Below are 19,127 nucleotides of genomic sequence, written 5' to 3' on the forward strand. Positions count from 1 at the left end.
TGCCCGGCCGCGGGCGCTGACGCCGTACGAGGGCGGGGCGGCGGCGCGCGAAGACCCTTGCCTCGTGGGCGTTTTCAGTCGGTGGTGAGCATGCCGGTGCGCAGTTTGGTGAGGGTGCGGTTCAGCAGGCGGGAGACGTGCATCTGGGAGACGCCGAGGTGCTCGCCGATCTGGGCCTGGGTGAGTTCGTCGACGAAGCGCATGTGGATGATGCGTCGTGCGCGGTCGTCGAGTTCGGCGATCAGGGGGGCCAGCGCGTGGAAGTCCTCGACGAGTTCGAGGGCGTTGTCGTCGGTGCCGATGAAGTCGGCCAGCGCGGTTTCGCCGTCGTTGCCGGAGCCGATGGTGGCGTCGAGGGAGGAGGAGGCGTACCCGTTGGAGGCGAGGCGTGCTTCGTTGACCTCTTCCTCGCTGAGGCACATCAGCTCGGAGAGTTCCTTGACGGTGGGGGTACGGCCGAGCCGGCTGCGGAGCTCTTCGGTGGCCTTGGCGAGCTGGATGCGGGCTTCCTGCAGGCGGCGCGGAACGTGGACGGCCCAGCTCGTGTCGCGGAAGAAGCGCTTGATCTCACCGACGATGTACGGCACGGCGAAGGAGGTGAACTCGACTTCGCGGGTGAGCTCGAACCGGTCGATGGCCTTGATCAGTCCGATCGTGCCGACCTGGACGATGTCCTCCAACTCGTCCTGGCCGCGGCTGCGGAAGCGCGCGGCCGCGAAGCGGACGAGGGTGATGTTCATTTCGATGAGGGTGTTGCGCGCGTACTGGTACTCGGGCGTGCCCTCTTCCAGAACGGCGAGTTGGTCGAAGAACAGCCTGGACAACTGGCGGGCGTCCCTGGGAGTGACGCGTGACGGGTCTGCGATGTCCGGCAGCACCACCGTCAGCTCCGCCGTCGCCTCGGTCACCTTCATGTCGGGCCCCTCCCACATGGTCCAACCCCCGTGCAGCCGACTGCTGGAGCCGACAACATAGCGCGTACCCGCGGCTGGGAGATGCACACCGGCCCATGCCGGACGAATGGCCTCCCGCCCGGCGAGGTACGGCTGGACTTCGCCCGCCGAGATCGAAACCGACGTCGGTTCCGGGAGGTTGACCCGCGGCAGCACCCACGTCGCCAGCTCGGCGTGCGTGGTCACCGAGGGCGTATCCGAAGTTCGAGGGTGTCCGAGGCCGTGGCAAGCATCGCGGGTGCGTCGCTCAGCGGGGAGTCGCCGCGACCCGTACGCGGCAACTGTCGTTGTCCGACAGGAAGGACGCCAGACCTTGGCCCTCTTCGGTGACGGCGGTGTGCTCCGCTCTGGTGATGGCGCGCAGCGGGGTGACGATGACGGTGCCCGTGTCGACGGTCCAGGTCGCGGCGACGCGTCCGTCCACGAGCACGACGCGGGCGCCTGCGACGGACAGGCCGCGGTGGGCGTCGTCGATGATCCTGCTGCGGTCGTGGTAGCCGAGGATCGCGTTGTCGAACGCCGGCAGGAACCGCACCGGGGCAGGTGTGCCGGGGTCAGGGCGCGGTGCGTCGGGCAGGTCGAGCAGTTCGCGGCCGCGTTCGTCGCGGAAGGCGACCAGTTCCCCTCGGACGGCGGCGACCGCGGCCGGCAGTCCGGCGAGCCCGCACCAGGCGCGCAGGTCGGCCGAGGCGGCGGGGCCGAACGCGGCCAGGTAGCGGCGCACCAGCGCCTCGCCGACCGGGTCGGTGCCCATCGGGGCGGGCGGATCGATCTCGCGCCCCAGCCAGTGGGAGAGCGGAGTGTTGCGCACCCCCGACCTCACGCGCCACAGCCCGCGCGGCGGTAGCTGCACCACGGGGACGAGGGCGGCGATCACCATCTCGCCCAGTGCCCTCGCGCTCGGCCCGGGCCAGCGGTCGGCGAGTACCCGCGCCGTCTCGGTCATCGATCGGGGCTCGCCGTCGGACAGCACCGCGCGGGCCGACGCGGCGAGCTCATCGAGGTCCACCCCGCCGAGCTCGTCGCGGTACGTGCCCATCACCCGTTGGCGCAGCATGGTGTCATGGCGAGCCCGCCAGGCCAGGGCGTCGTCGGCGGTGACGAGGTGGACGGTGCGGCGCATGAGGTGGGTCCGCACCGCGCTCCGCCCGGTCAACAGGCCGTCCAGTGCCACCGGGTCGAACGCGCGCAAGCGTGACCAGAGCCCGGTGAACGGTTCCTGCGGCTCCTGTGCCTGCAGACCGCCGAGGTGCGCGACCGCGTCGAGGACCGGCAGGTCGGAACGATCGAGCAGGAGTTGCCGGGCGAGCGCCGCACGGTTCAGCGCCCGGGTGTCCAGAACGGTTGCGGCGCGGGCCATGAGGTCCTCCAGCTGCTCCAGGGCGCGAGCCCGATGATGGCCGCGCGGATGCGAGGGCGGGTGGTGCCGAAGGCCATCGTCGGGTGCGCGCGCAGCGAGACCGCGGAGATCGCGGGCACGGCACACCGGGCCGGTTGGGGCCGGTCGTCCGTCTCCCGGCCCCAACCCTTTCGGCGCGCTGCGCCGGATCGGGTCGCCGCCCCGATGCGGCGGAGTCCGCCGGTCAGCTCGACTTCTGCCCGTCGAGCGTCTCGCGCAGGATGTCCGCGTGCCCGGCGTGCTGGGCGGTCTCGGCGATCAGGTGCGTCAGTACACGGCGCACGCTGCGTACCGTCCCCGGCTCGTTCCACGGCGCCTCCGGCAGCGGGTGGGTGGCCGACAGGTCCGGTGCGGCAGCGATGACGTCCGCGGTCCGGGCGGCGACCTGCTCGTATCGCCCGAGGATGCCGGTCAGCGTGTCGCCGGGCAGCATTCGGAAGTCGTTCTGGTGGTCGATCGCCCACTGCGGGTACTCACGGGCGGTTCCCGCCGCGAAGTCTCCCCAGGTCACGCCTTCGGGCAGGTCGTAGCGCAGGGCCGACGGTCCCTCGGCCACGAAGCGCATCCACGCGTCCTCCATGGACGCGACGTGCTTGACCAGGCCTCCCAGGCACAGCGCGCTGACCGTCGGGCGCTCGCCCGCCTGCTCGTCGCCGAGCCCGTGCACGGTGGTGAGCAGGGCGGACCGCGCGGCCCCGAGCTGGTCCAGCAGATCGGCCCGCTCGGCGTCGAGGGTCGGGGACGTGGTGGTGCCGGTCGTGGTGGTCATCGTCTTCAGGTCCTTCCGGTTGCTCTCGGGTACGGGACGACGATCGCAGGGGAAGCGGTCAGGGTGTGTCCGCTTCTCCGGGCACCATGGGGGTCATGCAGAAGACCTCGGCGCGACTGCTCTCCCTGCTGTCCCTGCTCCAGGCGCGCCGCGACTGGCCGGGCGCGCTCCTGGCCGAGCGCCTCGGCATCAGCCCGCGCACCGTGCGCCGCGACGTCGACCGCCTGCGTGAACTCGGCTATCCCATCGTGGCCTTCAAGGGGCCCGACGGTGGATACCGGCTCGACGCCGGCACGGAGCTGCCCCCGCTGCTGTTCGACGACGAGCAGGCCGTCGCCCTCGCGATCGCGCTCCAGATCGCCACCACCACCGGTGCAGGCATCGAGGAAGCCGCGGCCCGCGCGCTGACCACCGTCCGGCAGGTCATGCCCGCCCGGCTGCGCAGCCGTATCGACGTCCTCCGCGTCACCGCCGTCGAGCATCCCGCGATCCGGCCGGACCCACAGGTCGACAGCGCTGTCCTCATGACGCTCAGCGCCGCCGTCCACGCCCGAGAGCTGCTGCGCTTCGACTACGTATCCGCATCCGTATCCGCATCCGCGCCGCGAGCCGGCGACGACGAGCCCACCGCAAGCCCACCCCGCCGGGTGCAGCCCCACCACCTCGTCACCTGGGGCGGACGCTGGTACCTCCTCGGGTGGGACCTCGACCGCGAGGACTGGCGCACCTTCCGCGCCGACCGGATCACCCCACGCATCCCTACGGGGCCCCGTTTCACCCCGCGCGAACTGCCCGGACGCGATGTGGCCGCCTTCGTGGCCGGGAGGTTCCGGGGCTCCGACGGCTCCGGCGACTGGCCCTGTCGCGGCGAGGTGATCCTCGACCTGCCCGCAGCCACCGTCTCCGGCCACGCCCGCGACGGCATCGTCGAGGAACTCGGCACGAACCGCTGCCGGCTCATCCTGGGCTCGTGGTCATGGCCCGGCCTGGCCGCCTCCATCGGCAGGTTCGACGCCGATATCGAAGTCGTCGGCCCACCCGAGCTCAAGGACGCCTTCGCCCACCTGGCCCGCCGCTACGCCGACGCCGCAACCCACACACCGCCCCCGCTCCACTGACCAGTTCTGTCACCGAGCGAAACTCTCCACCGCGAGGCTCCCCAGAATTCTCCGAAGCCGTACCCCGGGCCGACGCCGGATGGGGAATCGACCCGCAGCGGGCGCGGTGCTGCAGGCTTGGGGGCACGGCGGTCAGGTGCGATCTGCGACGGAGGGCGAAGACGGGCGCGGAAGGGGAGGGGCAGGGGCGTACTGGGCGGCTTGGGCGTCGAACATCGCGGCGTAGCGGCCCTGAGCCGCCACCAACTCGTCGTGGTTTCCGTACTCGGCCAGTCGGCCCCGGTGCAGCACGTAGATGCGGTCGGCATGACGGACGCCGGACATGCGGTGGGTGACCAGGACAACCGCCCTGTTGGGGGCGGCGAGACGGCGGATGCGGTTGAAGGCGGCGATCTCGGCTTCCGGATCGAGCGCCGAGGTGGGCTCGTCCACGATGAGGACGCCGTCCGCCGTGGACGTGGCGCTGCGCCAGTGGGTACGGGCCAGGCCGACCTTCTGCCACTCCCCGCCCGAGAGTTCGCTGGCACCGCGGAACATCCGTGCCAGCAGGCTCCGCAGGCCGTCCGGCAGTTTCGCGATGACCGCCTCGGCTCCCGCGTAGTCGACGGACGGTTGCAGTTCTTCCTCGGTGGCCTCGCGTGCGGGCCGGCCGATCCGGATGTTCAACGCGGCTGTCACGGGCCAGCGTTGGAAATCCTGGGTGAGCAGCGCGACCCGGTCGAAAACCTGGGAGCGGTCCAGGGAGGTCACCTCGGCGTCGCCCCACCGCACGCTCCCGCTCTGCGGCAGCAGCAGACCCGACAGCACCTTCACCAACGTGCTCTTGCCCGAGCCGTTCTCGCCCACCACGGCCGTGATCGAGCCCATGGGCAGGGTGAGCGACACCCTGTCCAGGGCAGCGTCTTCGCGGTCGGGATAGCGGTAGCTCACCTGGTCGAGGACGACCTGCTCGACCTGTGGCGGAACGGGCTCGCCCCCGCCGGGGATGGCGCGTCTCGCCGCCTCGTCCAGAAAACGAGCGTGATCGCGGATGTAGAGGGATTCCTCGTGCAGCTGGTTCACGTTGATCACCAGCGCGCCCAGGCTCGCCGAGCCGGAACGGACGGCGATGACCGCTGTGCCCGCCACCGCCAGGCTCATGTGCCCACTGATGACCAGCCAGAACATCGTTCCGTACGTGGCGGCCAGCGCGAGCCCCGACAACGCGGAGGCGACCCACTCGGTCACGGCCTTGCTGGACGCCAGGCGTCCCTGCTCGGCCTCGGCGCTCTCGGCCATCCCTTGATACCGGCTGAGCAGGAACGGGCCGACGGCGTGGATACGTACCTCCTGGGCCGCCGTGCGCTCGGTCAGCAGGTTGCCGATGAGGCGACTGGCGCGCACGTGCTCGATCCAGCTCATCACCGACACGTAGCGCTCCTGCGCCACCCGCATCGCGCCCCAGCCGCGTGGCGCCGCGATGAGGATCAGCATCGGCAGCAGGGCCGGGTGCAGGACCGTGAGGACACCGGCCGTGGCGATCAGGGAGATGGTGCCGTTCATGGCGGCCACGCAGGCGCCGATCATGTCGCGAGCGGATTGGGCACCGTACTGGGCGACGTCGATCAGCCGCCGGAAGTCCGGGTCCTCGATGGCCTCCAGCTCGACCGCTGTGGCCGCGGTCAGGTACTGGGTGGTGGCGATCCGCTCGACCAGAGGCTCAAGGCGGCCCGCCCGTGAGGTGGACCATCCGGCCAGCGCGGAGTTGACCACCGCGATTCCCGCCGCGGTCAGCAGGCCGGGCAGGACCCCGTGCAAGCGCTCGACCGGCGTGCCCGAGCCCAGCAGCGCGTGCATGACGGCGTTCACCGCGAGCAGGCTGACCGCAGCGGCGATGCCCTGCCCGATTTCACTGATCGCCACAGCCGACAACGCTCGCCTGTCGGCGTTCCATGCCATCCGCAGGGTGGCACCGACCAGCGCCGGCATGGAGCGCAGAGCGGACATCATGGTCAAGTCGAGTCGTGCGCGCTCGTGTTCGGACCAGCCCATGTCGTAACGAAGCGGACCGCCGAACAACTCCCGCTCCGCATCGGAGACCTTCGGCTCGGCCATCCGTACGCGACCCAGAAACCTCATGCTCGTCTCCCACGACCGAGGTGCCGGAACCCGCATCCGGATGGACGACGGCGGCTCGTCTCGCAGCACGTCATGCGCGCGCCACGGGCAAGGGCCGGTCGCACGGCGCGACCGCCGGCACAGCCGCCGGGCTCGGACAATGGACACCAGGCAAGAGGCCTGATGACCACGATGGCGCCTCCAGGTCGCAGGCGACGGCCGAGCGCGCGCAGGGTCCGTCGGTAGCCCGGCGTGGACAGATGGGCCGCCGTCCACCGACTCCGCACCCGACGTCGAGGGCCCCTCGCACAGCCGGGGCAGGCGCATGGACGGCGAGCAAGGACCTTCCGCGGTCGCTGAGTCGGTCATGGCGCCGACCCCCGGCGTAACTGGAGTTCCACTCGGCCTGTGTCGTGAGCACGTGACGGCCACGTCCTTCCTGGGAGCGATGGACCTCCAGGGGAGCAGCATGAAGGGGGCGCGCGGTAGGTTGCATCGAGGACTACACCCGCCATGTCGGCCACGCGGACCTCCTGCGCGAGGCCATCGACGGCGCCGCAGGCGAGTAGCCCGTCCTTCCTCTTCGGCCGAGGCCGGTCGGCCCTACGGGCTCACTGCGACCAGCAGTTACAGGGCAACTCTTGGGTGGAGAGCTCGGGTTGTGCGAAGTGCTCCGCCGGACGCGTACCCCAGGGGCGGCCGTCGGTTGGGCCGAGCCCGGGGGAGTGTCAGGTCCATCATGCCTGCTCGGGGGCCCTGTGCGGTAGGACGGAGCGCACGTCCGTTCAGGGTTGTCGCAGGTGGTGGTCCGCCCGCAGACTCGTCGTCATCCACTCTCCGGCGTTCGTGTCGGCATCCGTTCTCGGCTGCCGACGCGTTCGCTGTGCTGCCTCGTCATGGGACGGGAGCGGATCGGGAGTTGGGGAACGAAGGGGGATCGGTGGATCAGGACATGGTCGTACTGGCGAGGGTCAAGCTGCTCAGCGCCAACCGACGGGTGGTGCGCGGCGCGGAGGGCTTGTGGATCTACCGCCTTCTGACACAGGTCGAGCCGGAGGTGTACGGGTCGAAGCTGGCGTACGTCCTGGTGGAGGCCGGCGCCTCGCCCCTGGTACGGGAGTTGCCCGAGCGACGGCTGGCCCTGCTGGAGGAGGCGGTGACAGTGGCGACGGCACTCGGCACCGCGAATCCCTACCGGGCGAAGGTGCTGGCGAGGGCACTGGCCGCCAGGCGGCGGGAGTTGGAAGGGCACCCGGCGACGTGACGGGCCGACGCGGCCTCCGGGTGGCCAAGTCCCCTACGTGTCATCTCAGGTGAGTTCGGAGGGCAGCGGACCCACTTCGTAGGGGCCGTTCAGCCGGGCTCCGTCCGAGATGCCGGGCAGGGGCGTGAGGGAGACAGCGCTCCCCCACGCCCCTGAAGGTCTTGATGCCCCTGGGCTCTGGTTGGTCTAGTTCTGGTAGACCTTGTCGGTGCCCGGGCCGCCGGAGAGCGTGTCCGTGCCGGCGCCGCCGTGCAGCAGGTCGTTGCCGCTGTTGCCGTAGATCTTGTCGTTGCCGTTGTCGCCGTACAGCTTGTCGTTGCCCTTGCCGCCGTAGATGAGGTCGGCGCCGGAGCCGCCGTGGATGACGTCGTTGCCGTCGTCCCCGTACATGCCGAACTCCTGCCCCGAGGCGGTGCCGGTGATCGTGTCGTTGCCGGGACCGCCGTGGCACGCGGCGTTGCAGCTGGTGATCGTGTCGTTGCCCGCGCCGCCGAAGGGGCCTACGGCCCAGACGCCTCCGCCACCGTCGAGGCGGTCGTTGCCGTCGTCCCCGTAGAACACGGCGGCGGGGCTGCCCTTGAGGACGTCGTTGCCCTTGCCGCCGTGGATCGAGGTGTACGCGGAGCCGGTGACCGTCGCGGTGTCGTTGCCGTCACCGAGGTCGACGTCGTAGTCGTCCGAGTCGTCGGAGCCCAGCGGGATGGCCACGGTGCACTGGGCGACCTTGTGGTCGGACGCCGACGGGTAGCTGCACTCGTTGGTGGAGATGGTGATGTTGAACTTGTCGCGGAAGGTGAGGAGGTAGTCCTCACCGAACTGCGAGGGGTCGACGTCGACGACCTTCGCCGTGACCGTCAGGTTGTTGGTCTGTCCGGTGCCGGCCTTGTACCAGAGCTCTCCGTCGGCGTGGACGAGCGCGGCAGAACTCGCCGTGGCCGCCTGGGCGGTGGACGCGGCGAACACGCCTCCGCCGAGGGCGAGAGCGAGAGAAGTGGTGGCGGCCATGGTTTTTAACGTGCGCATGCGGAATTAACCCTTCACGGAATCAGTGATGATCAGGACCGACGAAGAAAGGCGCCGGTGAATTCGTCGTCACCGCTGCCACCGTCATCACGGTGGCCAGCGAGCGGCGATCGAGTCGTGAACCCGCAGCTCTGTGCGGGGTAGTGGTCTCCGATCACAGGCTTAGACACCGCATCGCGAGCGGAGGTTGTGCCGGAACTTCGCTCGATTCCGCAGGCAACCTTGATTTTCCTGTGGTTAACCCGGGAGGTGCTGGCAATTCGCCTCTCCTTCGCTTCCTTTCCGGGGAGAGAGTGCCGATGCAGGCAGGGGCGGGGCATTCCGGTCCTATGGCTGGCGGTGGCGGTGGCGGACGGCTCGCGCAGTCGGATTCCGGCTCACCTTCCGCGAACCGGCTCCTATCGGCGGCTCGCACGGCGGCTCGCACGGCGGGGGACGGCGCCAATGGTGTTCGGGCGATCGCGGTGACCTCCGACCGCCTCGATTTACTAAGGCAGATTGATAAAGTAGCCTTAGTGCATGAGTGATGACCTGGACCCTGACGGAGTCGCCGCGGCGCTGCTGGCGAGTCTCAGCGTGCTGGTGCGACGGGTACGTCAAGTACCGATCGACGGCGGGCTCACGATGCCGGAGCGGACCGCCCTGTCTCGGTTGGACCGCTCGGGCCCCACGACCTCCTCGGCGCTGGCCCGGGAAGTACAGATCACCGCACAGGCCATGGGGGCGACGCTCGGCGCGCTCCGGGCTCGTGGCCTGGTCGAGCGCCGCCCCGATCCGCAGGACGGCAGACGCGTCGTGCTGACGGTCACCGACGCTGGTCGGCAGGCGCTCAAGAACAAGCGCAACGCGCGGACCGAACTCATCGCACGGGCCCTCACCAGTGGCTCGTTCACCCCGACGGAGCTGGAGCAGCTCGCGGCGGCCGCGCCGCTGCTGGAGCGGCTGGCTCAGAACATCTGACGCCGACAGAAGGACGAGGAAGCAAGCTGATGACGGATCCTCCCGGGACGCGCGACCCGAGCCGCTCGTCCGCCGACGACCGGTACAAGTGGACGGCACTGACGAACACGACCGCCGGCGTCTTCATGTCCGCGCTGGACGGCTCCATCGTGCTGATCGCCCTGCCGGCGATCTTCCGGGGCGTGCACCTGGACCCGCTGGCTCCGGGCAACATCGCCTACCTGCTGTGGATGATCATGGGGTATCGGCTGGTCCAAGCCGTCCTCGTGGTCACGGTGGGCCGGCTGGGAGACATGTACGGCCGGGTCCGCCTCTACAACTCCGGGTTCGCGGTCTTCACCTTCGCCTCGATCCTGCTGTCCTTCGACCCCTTCGACGGCGGACACGGAGCGATGTGGCTGATCGCCTGGCGATTGGCGCAGGCCGTCGGCGGTTCGATGCTCACCGCGAACGCGGCCGCGATCCTGACCGACGCCTTTCCCGAGGAGCAGCGTGGCTTCGCCCTGGGGATCAACCAGGTCGCCGGTCTGGCCGGGATGTTCATCGGCCTGGTCGCCGGTGGCCTGCTGGCCGCATGGGACTGGCGGGCGGTGTTCTGGGTGAACGTGCCCGTCGGCGTGTTCTTCACGGTGTGGGCGTACCGCACCCTGCGCGAGAGCGGTCAGCGCGGCGGCGGCCGGATCGACTGGTGGGGAAACATCACCTTCGCGGTGGGACTGAGCGCGGTCCTGGTCGCGGTCACTCTCGGCCTGCAGCCCTACGGCGGGCACACCATGGGCTGGACCAACCCGCTGGCCGACGGGCTGATCGTCGGCGGACTGCTCCTCCTGGCGGCATTCGTGGCCATCGAGAACCGCGTCGGCGCGCCGATGATCCAACTGAGTCTCTTTCGCCTGCGGGCCTTCACCTTCGGCAATCTGGCGGCCCTGGCCATCTCGATCGGCCGAGGCGGGATGCAGTTCGTGCTGATCATCTGGCTGCAGGGCATCTGGCTTCCGTTGCACGGCTACGACTACGGCAGTACACCGCTGTGGGCCGGCATCTTCATGCTGCCGCTGACCGCCGGTTTCCTCGCCGCCGGACCCGTCTGCGGGTATCTGTCCGACCGGCTCGGTTCCCGGGGGCTGGCCACCGGCGGTGCCGTGCTGTTCGGTGCCAGCTTCCTGGGCCTGATGCTCCTGCCGATCGACTTCAGTTACTGGATCTTCGCGGCGCTGATCGCGCTCAACGGGATAGCCAGCGGCATGTTCGCCTCCCCCAACTCCTCCTCGATCATGGGCAGCGTCCCGGCACACCTGCGAGGCGTCGCCTCGGGGATGCGCGCGACCTTCCAGAACTCCGGCACCGCCGTCTCCATCGGGGTGTTCTTCTCCCTGATGATCGCCGGACTGGCAGGCAGTCTTCCGCACAGCCTGACCAGCGGACTGCAACACCAGGGCGTACCGGCCCACGTCGCCACCCAGATCGGCAGCCTGCCCCCGGTCTCCTCCCTGTTCGCCGCGCAACTGGGCGTCAACCCGGTCCAGCATCTGCTCGAGCCCAGCGGAGTCCTGGCCCACCTCACGGCGGCACAGCAACAGGCGCTGACCGGACGCGAGTTCTTCCCCAACCTGATCGCAGGACCGTTCCACTCCGGCCTGGTCATCGTGTTCGCCTTCGGCGCCACCCTCGCCCTCCTCGCCGCCATCGCGTCCCTCCTGCGCGGCACCGGACCCACGGCCAAGACCCCAGGACCACGAACGGCCACCACCGGCGACGACCTGGTCACCGCCACCGCCACCGCCACCGACGACCGGACAGGGACGCCCGTCGTCGAGTCCACCGAGCCCCCGAGCCCGGCAACCAGTCCACACCCCCAGGAGAAGCAAGCATGGCACTGACAACGATCGATCCCACGGTGGCGCTCGTCGTCATCGACCTTCAGAAGGGCGTGGTCTCGGCCCACACCGACTCTCCGGCCACCGCCGCGGTCAAGCAGGCGACCGATCTGGCCACCGAATTCCGCCGGTGCGGTCTACCCGTGGTGCTGGTCAACGTCACGGGACGCGCGCCGGGGCGCACCGATACGGGAGGGGCGGGCAGTGGCAAGGGCACTGCCCTGCCTGCCGGTTGGGCCGACCTCATCGACGAACTCGATGTCCAGCCGACCGATCACCTGATCACCAAGCGGCGGCGCAGCGCGTTCCACGACACCGGTCTCGACACCCTTCTGCGGGACCTGGGCGTCACCCAGGTCGTGCTCGCGGGCATCTCGACCAGCTCGGGCGTCGAGTCGACCGCACGCTCGGCCTCCGACCACGGCTATCACATCGTCCTGTCGACCGACGCCATGAGCGACCCCGACCGCGACGCGCACCGTCACACCATCGAACGCGTCTTCCCCAAGCTCGGCGAAACCGCCACCACCGCCGAGGTCATCGACATGATCGAGGCAACACGATGACCCTGCTCGGACGACTCCTGAACAACCGCAGAGCGGGCGAGACCGGCACGGCGTGGCACATGCCGAACCTGCGGGGCCCCGACCTTTTGACCCTCACCAGCAAACACTTCGGCGACGGCGAGGTCATGCCGCTGGAGCACTGCGCGAAGCACGTCGGCGGCGGCGACACGTCCCCCCATCTGACCTGGACCGCGCCGCCTCCCGGCACCGCCCAACTCCTCCTGGTCGTCGAAGACATCGACGTTCCCATGGCCAAGCCTGCCGTGCACTGCGTCGCCCTCATCGACCCCGCATCCCGGCACCTTGACCCCGGCGCCCTCAACGCACGGCAGTCCGCCCCCGGAGTGCAGGCGCTGCGGTCCACCATCGGGCGCGGATACCACGGTCCCGCACCCATCAAAGGCCATGGACCACACCGCTACGTCTTCCAACTGTTCGCCCTCTCCACGCCCGTGGACAGCACCCCCGGCACAACGTCGGTGGACCGAGTACGGCCCCGCGCCCTCCTGCCCGCCGTCACCGCACCCGTCCTCGCCCGCGGCCGCCTGACCGGCGTCTACGAACGCTGACACCAGGCCCAGGCCCAGGCCCAGGCCAGCCCAGGCCCAGGTCCCGGCACAGGCAGCGTGCCCGTGCCCGGGGTTGTCCGTTCACCGGCGCAACCGCAGAACAGAGCCGGAGCTGCGCCCCGTCAGCTGGAAGCGGCCTCTATGCCATTCAGCGTGTCCCGCTCCTGCTTGAGTATCCGGTTCCGCTCCCGCTCCTGCGCACAGAAGGCGCGCAGCGCTTCGGGGTCGGCCGCGATCTCGCTGCCCACGACCGTGCGGGATCCGTCGCCGACCTCGACGATCGTCTGGTCCATTCGACCGCTGCCGAGGATGCCCATCTCTTGTTCTTCGCGGGGAATCCCGGCCTTCAGGCCGGGCGGGGACGCGGTCCTTGGTCTGGAGGCGCGAAGCGCCGAGGTCACTGCGTTTGTGGGGTGACGGTCATGCCGGGCCCTTCTGGTTCTCGATGTAGTCCTTGACGAGGCTCAGTGGTGCTCAGCGCGGGCACTGTAGTGGTGCTGATGCCATGGATCGCCGAGGCGGTGGAAGCTTCCTGCGGGTGGGCCTGCGGATCGCTTCACTCGCTGCTGGCGCGCAGGGCGAGGTCGCGCAGCACCTGGGCGGAGGGGACTTCGGGGTCGCCGCGGTCGTGCTCCGCGGCGAGTTGGTGGAAGGCGGCGGCGAATGCCCCGAAGGCTGTGAAGATCGGGCCGCTCATCGCTTGGGCGATGGCGTCGGCGACTTCCTGCGGGGTGGCGTCGTCGTCGATGTCCACGCTCCTCGGGAAGATGTCCTTCACCAGCTCGTTGAGCAGGACATCGCCTTCGCTGTCGGGTTCGGGCGCGTCGTCCCCGACGTACTCACGTGTCTTGGTGAGGATCGCGACGACGCGTGTCATCACTTCTTCGTCGGTCATGGGAGGAGCCTAGATCCTGGACGCGCGGCGCTCCCGGTGCGTCAGCCGCGGGCGGCGGGGCGACTCCGCCTCGTGGGAGGGGTCGCTCGCGGGGCGGCCCGACCGTCCACCCGGTCCAGGAGCGCGACGGACCGGGCGGCCGGACTCAGTTGCCGGCGCCGAGGCTGGACATGAACGCGGACGGATAACGGTCGCCACGCGCCGCACCCGGCGGTACCGCCTTCTCGATCTCGGCGAGGTCGTCCGCGGTGAGGTCCAGCTCCATCGCGGGCAGTGCCTCGGCCAGTCGCTCGCGGGTGCGGGCGCCGACCAGCGGCACGATGTCGTCGCCCTGTGCGCTCACCCAGGCGATGGCGAGCTGGGCAACGGTGCACCCCTTCTTGTCGGCGACCCCGCGCAGTGCCTCCACGAGGGCGAGGTTGTGCTCCACGTTCCCGCTCGAGAATCGCGGGCTGAAGGCGCGGCTGTCGCCAGGGCCGGCGCTACGGTCGGCGGACCAGTGCCCGGAGATGAGCCCACGGCTGAGGACGCCGTACGCGGTGAGACCGATGCCGAGCTCCCGCAGCGCGGGCAGAATGTCCGCCTCCACCGCACGGGAGATCAGCGAGTACTCGATCTGAAGATCGGCGACCGGATGCACGGCATGCGCGCGGCGGATCGTCGCCGCGTCGACCTCAGAGAGGCCGAGGTGCCGGACGTACCCGGCGTCGATCATCTCCTTGATCGCGCCAACCGTCTCTTCGATCGGTACCGCCGGGTCCAGCCGGGCGGGGCGGTAGATGTCGATGTGATCGGTGCCAAGACGGGTCAGTGAGTAGGCCAGGAAGTTCTTCACGGCCTCGGGGCGGCCGTCCACCCCGCCGAAGCCGGGGCCCGGCCCTCGCAGCATGCCGAACTTGACGCTCAGCCGGTAGCTGTCCCTATTCCGGCCGCGCAGCGCCTCGGCGATCAGCAGCTCGTTGTGGCCCATCGCGTAGAAGTCGCCGGTGTCGATCAGCGTGACGCCGCTGTCCAGCGCGGCGTGCACGGTGGCGATACTCTCCGCGCGGTCGGCCGTGCCGTATACGCCCGACATGCCCATGGCGCCCAGGCCGAGGGCGGAAACGGCAGGGCCCGTGGTGCCCAGAGTTCGTGTGCGCATCGTGGTCTCCTTCGTTGTGGATCTGCCACCCACTGTGCGCCCGCATCGCGAGTCAGGGGAGCGGAGCGTTCATCCTGGGAGTGCCGCTCCCTGGATCGCCTCGCCCGCCGCGAGGACCATGGAGGCATGCAACGTGACGAACTCGCCGACTTCCTGCGCCGCCGCCGCGAGGCGATGCGCCCGGCCGAGGTCGGCATCGCCGAGGGTCCTCGACGCCGTACCACGGGCCTGCGCCGGGAAGAGGTGGCCGCGCTCGCGGGCATGTCGGTCGACTACGTCGTACGCCTGGAGCAGGGCCGCAGCAGCCGGCCCTCGGTCCAGTTGCTCGGTGCGCTGGCCCGGGCACTGCGCCTCTCCGAGGACGAGCGTGACCACCTGTTCCACCTGGCCGGCCACCAGCCCCCTCCTGCCGACGGAGTGGCCCGTCTGGCCCGCGCCGGTCTGATCCGGATGCTCGACCTGCTCGGCGACACCCCGGCCCTGGTGTTGTCCGACCTCGGCGAGATCCTCGCCCAGAACCGGGCCGCACTCCTGCTCACCGGTGACCACACCGGCTTCTCCGGCGACCGGCGCTACCTGGCGTTCCGCTGGTTCACCGACCCCGCAGCCCGCGCCCTCAGCCCGTCCGAGGAACAGGAACGTCACGCCCGCCAGCTCGTGGCCGACCTGCGTGCGGCCGCCGGCCGCCGCACCGGCGACTCCCTGGTCGCCGGACTCGTCGACCGCTTGCAGGCCGCGAGCCCCGACTTCCGCAGGCTCTGGGCCGAGCACGAGGTGGCGGTCAGGCGCGCCGACCGCAAGACCTTCCTGCATCCGAAGGTCGGCCGTCTGGTGATGGACTGCGAGACCCTGGTAACGCCCGACCAGGGGCAGCAGTTGCTGGTGCTCACACCGGCGGACGCCGAGGCCCGCGAGCGGCTGGAACTGCTACGGGTCATCGGTACCGAGGAGTTTCCCGCGGGGGCAACGGGCCCGTCGCCACGATGAACGCGCCCGGCCATGGGGCGCCGGTTCGGTAGTCGGGCTTTCGGGCCGGGGGAGTGGCCACTACGCCGGACCCAGCCCTCGACAACCCCGCAGCCGTAGCGCCTCAACTGTCGGAGGCGATGTGGTCCAGCCACTCCCTCAGCAGATGTTGTTCCGCGCCGCTGAGGATGCTCTGTTCGGGCAACGCGGCGTGCAGGGCGCGGGCGGCGCCTGCCGGTCCCGAGTCCTGCACGGCCGGCTCCTCGGTCCTGCGTGAGCACCTGGCGAACAACGACGGACACTGACCGGCTCGGGGTCCGCACAACCGGTGCTTCTTGAGGCGCCTTCAACAGGCGCCTTCAACGAGCCTGGCGCTCGCGATTACGGGGCGTAGGTGAGCGTGACGACTCCGGTCGAGCCAGGGGTTGCGGCCGTCAACCGCAGCGAGCGCGGCGATACGGTGTCGAAGAGCCGTTTTCCCGTGCCGACGACGACGGGGTGGACGCCGAGGTTCAGTTCGTCGATCAGGTTGTGCTGGAGCAGGGTTCGCATCAGGGCGAAGCTGCCGTACATGATGATGGGGCCGCCGGGTTCCTGCTTGAGTTCCGCGACGGTCTGCGCGGCTTCACCGGTGAGGGCGGTGGCGTTCCAGGGCAGGGGGCCGCTGAGCGTGTTCGTGACGACGGCCTTGGGAAGATTGTGCATCGCCTCGGCATACGGTCCGGTGTTGTTGGACCAGGCTTTCTCGAGGGTCTCGTAGGTCACCCGGCCCAGCAGGAAGGTGTCGCCGGCCAGCAAGGCGTCGGTGGCCCGTTGGCGTGCGATGTCGTCGAAGTACTCCAGTGCCCAGCCGCCGCGTTCGGTCTCCCCGAACCCGCCTGGATCCTCGACCACACCGTCGAGTGTGACGAACGCTCCCGCGATGAGCTTGCGCATGATGGTCTCCGTCCTCGGGCCGGCCGTTCCGGCCTTGTGGAATGAAGAGACCGGGCTCGGCCCGAAAAGGAATCGGTCGGCATCCCGGGGCCGGCCGAGAACGCGTGGCGTGTCCGGCAGCCGAGCCGGGCGTTTCCCTGCGGGTGCACGGCGAGGACGGCTGCCCGTCGCCACCGGGCTGGGTGTCTCGCGCGGTACCGCCCTCACCGGACCGGGTTCTCGCGAACCCACCGGCCGGGCACCTCACCGCACGCGACCAGGACGAAGCGACAAGGACGAGACGGAGGGACCTCCGCCGACCGCGCCTCCGGCACGACCGGCGCGGACGGCATGGCGCCGTCCTCTCCGTCGACGGAAATCCGGTCGGCCTCGGCGCGCCGCCTGGGTAGGGTGGGGCAATGCCCGAGCTGAAGCGGCTGCATATCGGCCATGCCCCGGCGGTCCTGGCTTTCGAGTTGGCGAATCGGGCCTACTTCGCCGCCTCGATCCCCGACCGGGGCGACAAGTTCTTCGCCCAGTTCTCCGAGAGGTTCCGCGCCTTGCTGGCGGAACAGGAGGCGGGCATCTGCGCCTTCCACGTGCTCGTCGCCGAGGACGGCTCGGTACTCGGCCGGTTCAATCTGATCGACATCGAGGACCACACCGCAACACTCGGCTACCGGGTCGCGCAGCACGTCGCCGGCCGCGGCGTGGCAACGACGACCGTCCGGGAAGTGTGCCGGCTGGCTGCGTCCCGGCACGGGCTGCGCACTGTGCGAGCGGCCGCGGCCCGCCAGAATGTCGCCTCCCAAAAGGTGCTGACCAAAGCGGGGTTCGTCCCCGTCGGGCCGGCCGACCTCGGCGGTAAACCGGGCACCTGGTATCAGCGCGACCTGGTGCTCCAGCCGTAGGACACGAGCTGCCCGCGCACGAGCTGCCCGCGCACGGGCGGACAGCTTGCGGGAAGGACGCGGCCACCATGGGGCACGGGCGACATGCGCAGCACGGAGACTGCGTGCGCCACGGTCGGGCAAGCCGGTCGCGGCACCACCATCGACCCTCATGCCGCGGCATTTCACGCCTCGGCGGCCTCATCGACGAGTACCGGCAGGCAGCCTCACCCCAGGCGCACGAACGTCTGGTCAACCATCCGCGCCGGGTTGTCACGTGGGACACGCGGTGTGGAAGTTCGTCACTGGTCAACCGAACGGCAAAGGCCTGACAAAGGCCTGGTAGCCCGCCCCGCGCCGCGGCCCAACCAGGCGCGCGGGAGGGGCTCTTGTCCGTACGATCAAGACCGGATCAGGGGAGATTCAGGGGAGATTCCGGGGAGGTGGCGCGGTGCCGTTCGATGCCGGGGAATCCGTGTTAGCCGACGAGGAATTCGCCCTGTGGGTCCGGTCGCGCCGCGCGGCCGCCCTGCTGACCCAGGAGGAACTCGCCGTACGGGCCGCCGTGTCGGTGCGCACGATCCGTAACGTGGAAGCAGGACGCGCCGGCCGGGCGCACACCCGACGTCTGGTCGTCATGGCGCTGGCGGACCTGCCTCTCCAGCCGTCGGCGGCCCCGGCTCCTGAGATGGTGCCTGCTCAACTGCTGCCCGATGTCCCCGCGTTCACCGGCCGTAGCACCGAACTGCGCGCCCTGGACGAGCACTTGGCCACCGCCACCGCGATCTGCCTCCTGTGCGGTCCCGCCGGAGTCGGCAAGACCGCTCTGGCCGTGCACTGGGGCCACCGGGTGCGCGACGCCTTCCCCGACGGGCAGCTCTACGCCGACCTGCGCGGCTCCGCACCGGGCCCGGGCCCGGCCACCACCGACATACTCGCCGCCTTCCTGCGCGCCCTCGGCGTACCCGGCAACGACATGCCTCAGGAACCGGACGAGCGGGCCGCCCGCTACCGGACCCTGCTCGCCGGGCGCCGGATGCTGGTGGTGCTGGACGACATCGCGTCGGCGGACCAGATACGGCCGCTGCTCCCCGGCACCCCGCGCTGCCCCGTGCTCGCCACCGGCCGGGGCCGCCTCGCGGATCTGGTCGTCCGGTACGGGGCGCACCGCATAGGGCTCGGCCCGCTCGCGCCCACTGACGCGCTGCGCCTGCTGCGCACCCTCGTCGGGGACCGGGTCGGCGCCGACCGGCACGGCGCCACCGCCCTCGCCGAACGGTGCGGCCGGCTGCCGCTCCCGCTGCGCGCCGCCGCCGAGGCCGCCCTGACGCACCCGACGCTTCCGCTGTCCGCGGTCGATGTGGGCCCGGTGGCGGCGGACGCCCGGGGGACAGGGCCGCAGCTGAGATAGGGCGCTCAGAGATCACGGCCAGGATCCCGGCGCGAGGCGTGCGGCAGGATCCGGGCGAGAACGGAACGCCGGGCCCGCCCGTCCATGGACTGCTCCCCGGCGAGGATGCCGTGAAGCAGTCCCCAGCCGGGCCGCCGGAAGGTGGCAGGGAGGCCGTATGCCCCACCCTCCCGCTCGACGAGCTGATCGGCGGCGTCGAAGATCGCGAGTTGCTCGTACCTCCGCCCGGACGAGGTCGCGGGAACGCTGTCCGCGCCGGAGATCGAGGACCTCGTCACCGTCCGCCCACGCCGGACGCGACGCCCGTGAAAGGA

Annotated in this window: 20 protein-coding genes and 1 pseudogene; 10 read left to right on the forward strand and 11 right to left on the reverse strand. The window is 70.4% G+C overall.

The window, feature by feature from the left end:
• Positions 1 to 74: 74 nt before the first annotated feature.
• The 3 genes from ACIQRL_RS32015 to ACIQRL_RS32025 all read right to left on the reverse strand — a co-directional run bounded on the left by ACIQRL_RS32015 (position 75) and on the right by ACIQRL_RS32025 (position 3,121).
• A complete protein-coding gene (locus tag ACIQRL_RS32015; RefSeq protein WP_401338237.1) occupies positions 75 to 914 on the reverse strand; it encodes an RNA polymerase sigma factor SigF in 840 nt (279 codons plus the stop codon).
• Between the two features lie 286 nt (positions 915 to 1,200).
• A complete protein-coding gene (locus ACIQRL_RS32020) occupies positions 1,201 to 2,313 on the reverse strand; it encodes a winged helix DNA-binding domain-containing protein (protein ID WP_401338077.1) in 1,113 nt (370 codons plus the stop codon).
• 223 nt (positions 2,314 to 2,536) lie between these two features.
• The gene (locus ACIQRL_RS32025) at positions 2,537 to 3,121 is read right to left on the reverse strand and encodes a DinB family protein (RefSeq protein ID WP_401338079.1); all 585 of its coding nucleotides are present in this window, start codon (positions 3,119 to 3,121) and stop codon (positions 2,537 to 2,539) included.
• 95 nt (positions 3,122 to 3,216) lie between these two features.
• Between ACIQRL_RS32025 and ACIQRL_RS32030 the strand changes: the two genes are divergently transcribed.
• A complete protein-coding gene (locus tag ACIQRL_RS32030) occupies positions 3,217 to 4,239 on the forward strand; it encodes a helix-turn-helix transcriptional regulator (protein ID WP_401338081.1) in 1,023 nt (340 codons plus the stop codon).
• Between the two features lie 132 nt (positions 4,240 to 4,371).
• Here ACIQRL_RS32030 and ACIQRL_RS32035 read toward each other — a convergent pair whose 3' ends face one another.
• On the reverse strand, positions 4,372 to 6,357 hold the full coding sequence (locus tag ACIQRL_RS32035; protein ID WP_401338083.1) for an ABC transporter ATP-binding protein: 1,986 nt from the start codon (positions 6,355 to 6,357) through the stop codon (positions 4,372 to 4,374).
• Positions 6,358 to 6,824: 467 nt separating this feature from the next.
• On the opposite strand from ACIQRL_RS32035, the pseudogene ACIQRL_RS32040 reads away from it, so the two are divergent.
• Together ACIQRL_RS32040 and ACIQRL_RS32045 are read left to right on the forward strand one after the other, a co-directional pair.
• Positions 6,825 to 6,905: pseudogene (locus ACIQRL_RS32040) on the forward strand (DUF664 domain-containing protein); the annotation flags it as partial.
• Between the two features lie 371 nt (positions 6,906 to 7,276).
• Complete coding sequence (locus ACIQRL_RS32045) at positions 7,277 to 7,600, forward strand: hypothetical protein (protein WP_401338085.1); 324 nt, start codon at positions 7,277 to 7,279, stop codon at positions 7,598 to 7,600.
• Between the two features lie 186 nt (positions 7,601 to 7,786).
• Here the strand turns inward: ACIQRL_RS32045 and ACIQRL_RS32050 are convergent, their stop codons facing one another.
• On the reverse strand, positions 7,787 to 8,623 hold the full coding sequence (locus ACIQRL_RS32050; protein ID WP_401338087.1) for a calcium-binding protein: 837 nt from the start codon (positions 8,621 to 8,623) through the stop codon (positions 7,787 to 7,789).
• A 519-nt stretch (positions 8,624 to 9,142) separates the two neighbouring features.
• On the opposite strand from ACIQRL_RS32050, the gene ACIQRL_RS32055 reads away from it, so the two are divergent.
• Genes ACIQRL_RS32055 through ACIQRL_RS32070 form a run of 4 tightly spaced genes read left to right on the forward strand, consistent with a single transcriptional unit; the run spans position 9,143 to position 12,595 of the window.
• The gene (locus ACIQRL_RS32055; RefSeq protein ID WP_401338089.1) at positions 9,143 to 9,583 is read left to right on the forward strand and encodes a MarR family winged helix-turn-helix transcriptional regulator; all 441 of its coding nucleotides are present in this window, start codon (positions 9,143 to 9,145) and stop codon (positions 9,581 to 9,583) included.
• A 29-nt stretch (positions 9,584 to 9,612) separates the two neighbouring features.
• Positions 9,613 to 11,463 (forward strand): MFS transporter, encoded by a 1,851-nt coding sequence (locus ACIQRL_RS32060; protein ID WP_401338091.1) that lies wholly within the window; start codon positions 9,613 to 9,615, stop codon positions 11,461 to 11,463.
• Positions 11,454 to 12,026 carry a cysteine hydrolase family protein gene (locus ACIQRL_RS32065; RefSeq protein WP_401338093.1) on the forward strand — a complete coding sequence of 191 codons (573 nt, stop codon included), beginning with the start codon at positions 11,454 to 11,456 and terminating at the stop codon, positions 12,024 to 12,026. Before ACIQRL_RS32060 ends, ACIQRL_RS32065 begins: the two co-directional genes overlap by 10 nt.
• Complete coding sequence (locus ACIQRL_RS32070) at positions 12,023 to 12,595, forward strand: YbhB/YbcL family Raf kinase inhibitor-like protein (protein WP_401338095.1); 573 nt, start codon at positions 12,023 to 12,025, stop codon at positions 12,593 to 12,595. Before ACIQRL_RS32065 ends, ACIQRL_RS32070 begins: the two co-directional genes overlap by 4 nt.
• Before the next feature lie 122 nt (positions 12,596 to 12,717).
• Here the strand turns inward: ACIQRL_RS32070 and ACIQRL_RS32075 are convergent, their stop codons facing one another.
• The 3 genes from ACIQRL_RS32075 to ACIQRL_RS32085 form a co-directional block, all read right to left on the reverse strand.
• A complete protein-coding gene (locus ACIQRL_RS32075) occupies positions 12,718 to 12,888 on the reverse strand; it encodes a hypothetical protein (RefSeq protein ID WP_401338097.1) in 171 nt (56 codons plus the stop codon).
• 263 nt (positions 12,889 to 13,151) lie between these two features.
• The gene (locus tag ACIQRL_RS32080) at positions 13,152 to 13,490 is read right to left on the reverse strand and encodes a hypothetical protein (RefSeq protein ID WP_401338099.1); all 339 of its coding nucleotides are present in this window, start codon (positions 13,488 to 13,490) and stop codon (positions 13,152 to 13,154) included.
• Between the two features lie 145 nt (positions 13,491 to 13,635).
• A complete protein-coding gene (locus tag ACIQRL_RS32085; RefSeq protein WP_401338101.1) occupies positions 13,636 to 14,631 on the reverse strand; it encodes an aldo/keto reductase in 996 nt (331 codons plus the stop codon).
• A gap of 126 nt (positions 14,632 to 14,757) precedes the next feature.
• Here ACIQRL_RS32085 and ACIQRL_RS32090 point away from each other — a divergent pair, with 126 nt between their 5' ends.
• Positions 14,758 to 15,618 carry a helix-turn-helix transcriptional regulator gene (locus ACIQRL_RS32090; RefSeq protein ID WP_401338103.1) on the forward strand — a complete coding sequence of 287 codons (861 nt, stop codon included), beginning with the start codon at positions 14,758 to 14,760 and terminating at the stop codon, positions 15,616 to 15,618.
• Positions 15,619 to 15,721: 103 nt separating this feature from the next.
• Here ACIQRL_RS32090 and ACIQRL_RS32095 read toward each other — a convergent pair whose 3' ends face one another.
• Both ACIQRL_RS32095 and ACIQRL_RS32100 read right to left on the reverse strand, forming a co-directional pair.
• A complete protein-coding gene (locus ACIQRL_RS32095) occupies positions 15,722 to 15,850 on the reverse strand; it encodes a hypothetical protein (RefSeq protein WP_401338105.1) in 129 nt (42 codons plus the stop codon).
• A gap of 128 nt (positions 15,851 to 15,978) precedes the next feature.
• On the reverse strand, positions 15,979 to 16,533 hold the full coding sequence (locus ACIQRL_RS32100) for a dihydrofolate reductase family protein (protein WP_401338107.1): 555 nt from the start codon (positions 16,531 to 16,533) through the stop codon (positions 15,979 to 15,981).
• Positions 16,534 to 16,931: 398 nt separating this feature from the next.
• On the opposite strand from ACIQRL_RS32100, the gene ACIQRL_RS32105 reads away from it, so the two are divergent.
• Together ACIQRL_RS32105 and ACIQRL_RS32110 are read left to right on the forward strand one after the other, a co-directional pair.
• On the forward strand, positions 16,932 to 17,423 hold the full coding sequence (locus tag ACIQRL_RS32105) for a GNAT family N-acetyltransferase (RefSeq protein WP_401338109.1): 492 nt from the start codon (positions 16,932 to 16,934) through the stop codon (positions 17,421 to 17,423).
• Between the two features lie 430 nt (positions 17,424 to 17,853).
• On the forward strand, positions 17,854 to 18,813 hold the full coding sequence (locus ACIQRL_RS32110; protein WP_401338111.1) for an NB-ARC domain-containing protein: 960 nt from the start codon (positions 17,854 to 17,856) through the stop codon (positions 18,811 to 18,813).
• A gap of 5 nt (positions 18,814 to 18,818) precedes the next feature.
• Here ACIQRL_RS32110 and ACIQRL_RS32115 read toward each other — a convergent pair whose 3' ends face one another.
• Positions 18,819 to 19,091, reverse strand: a complete 273-nt coding sequence (locus ACIQRL_RS32115; protein ID WP_401338113.1) for a hypothetical protein — start codon at positions 19,089 to 19,091, stop codon at positions 18,819 to 18,821.
• Between the last annotated feature and the right edge of the window lie 36 nt (positions 19,092 to 19,127).

The organism is Streptomyces sp. NPDC091209, from assembly GCF_044757755.1.
In the GTDB taxonomy this organism is placed as follows: Bacteria; Actinomycetota; Actinomycetes; order Streptomycetales; family Streptomycetaceae; genus Streptomyces.

Excerpts from the sequence above, each read along its gene's own strand:
- ACIQRL_RS32015 (WP_401338237.1), bottom strand. The coding sequence starts at position 914 with ATGAAGGTGACCGAGGCGACGGCGGAGCTGACGGTGGTGCTGCCGGAC.
- ACIQRL_RS32020 (WP_401338077.1), bottom strand. The coding sequence starts at position 2,313 with ATGGCCCGCGCCGCAACCGTTCTGGACACCCGGGCGCTGAACCGTGCG.
- ACIQRL_RS32025 (WP_401338079.1), bottom strand. The coding sequence starts at position 3,121 with ATGACCACCACGACCGGCACCACCACGTCCCCGACCCTCGACGCCGAG.
- ACIQRL_RS32030 (WP_401338081.1), top strand. The coding sequence starts at position 3,217 with ATGCAGAAGACCTCGGCGCGACTGCTCTCCCTGCTGTCCCTGCTCCAG.
- ACIQRL_RS32035 (WP_401338083.1), bottom strand. The coding sequence starts at position 6,357 with ATGAGGTTTCTGGGTCGCGTACGGATGGCCGAGCCGAAGGTCTCCGAT.
- ACIQRL_RS32050 (WP_401338087.1), bottom strand. The coding sequence starts at position 8,623 with ATGCGCACGTTAAAAACCATGGCCGCCACCACTTCTCTCGCTCTCGCC.
- ACIQRL_RS32055 (WP_401338089.1), top strand. The coding sequence starts at position 9,143 with ATGAGTGATGACCTGGACCCTGACGGAGTCGCCGCGGCGCTGCTGGCG.
- ACIQRL_RS32060 (WP_401338091.1), top strand. The coding sequence starts at position 9,613 with ATGACGGATCCTCCCGGGACGCGCGACCCGAGCCGCTCGTCCGCCGAC.
- ACIQRL_RS32065 (WP_401338093.1), top strand. The coding sequence starts at position 11,454 with ATGGCACTGACAACGATCGATCCCACGGTGGCGCTCGTCGTCATCGAC.
- ACIQRL_RS32070 (WP_401338095.1), top strand. The coding sequence starts at position 12,023 with ATGACCCTGCTCGGACGACTCCTGAACAACCGCAGAGCGGGCGAGACC.
- ACIQRL_RS32075 (WP_401338097.1), bottom strand. The coding sequence starts at position 12,888 with ATGGACCAGACGATCGTCGAGGTCGGCGACGGATCCCGCACGGTCGTG.
- ACIQRL_RS32080 (WP_401338099.1), bottom strand. The coding sequence starts at position 13,490 with ATGACCGACGAAGAAGTGATGACACGCGTCGTCGCGATCCTCACCAAG.
- ACIQRL_RS32085 (WP_401338101.1), bottom strand. The coding sequence starts at position 14,631 with ATGCGCACACGAACTCTGGGCACCACGGGCCCTGCCGTTTCCGCCCTC.
- ACIQRL_RS32090 (WP_401338103.1), top strand. The coding sequence starts at position 14,758 with ATGCAACGTGACGAACTCGCCGACTTCCTGCGCCGCCGCCGCGAGGCG.
- ACIQRL_RS32100 (WP_401338107.1), bottom strand. The coding sequence starts at position 16,533 with ATGCGCAAGCTCATCGCGGGAGCGTTCGTCACACTCGACGGTGTGGTC.
- ACIQRL_RS32105 (WP_401338109.1), top strand. The coding sequence starts at position 16,932 with ATGCCCGAGCTGAAGCGGCTGCATATCGGCCATGCCCCGGCGGTCCTG.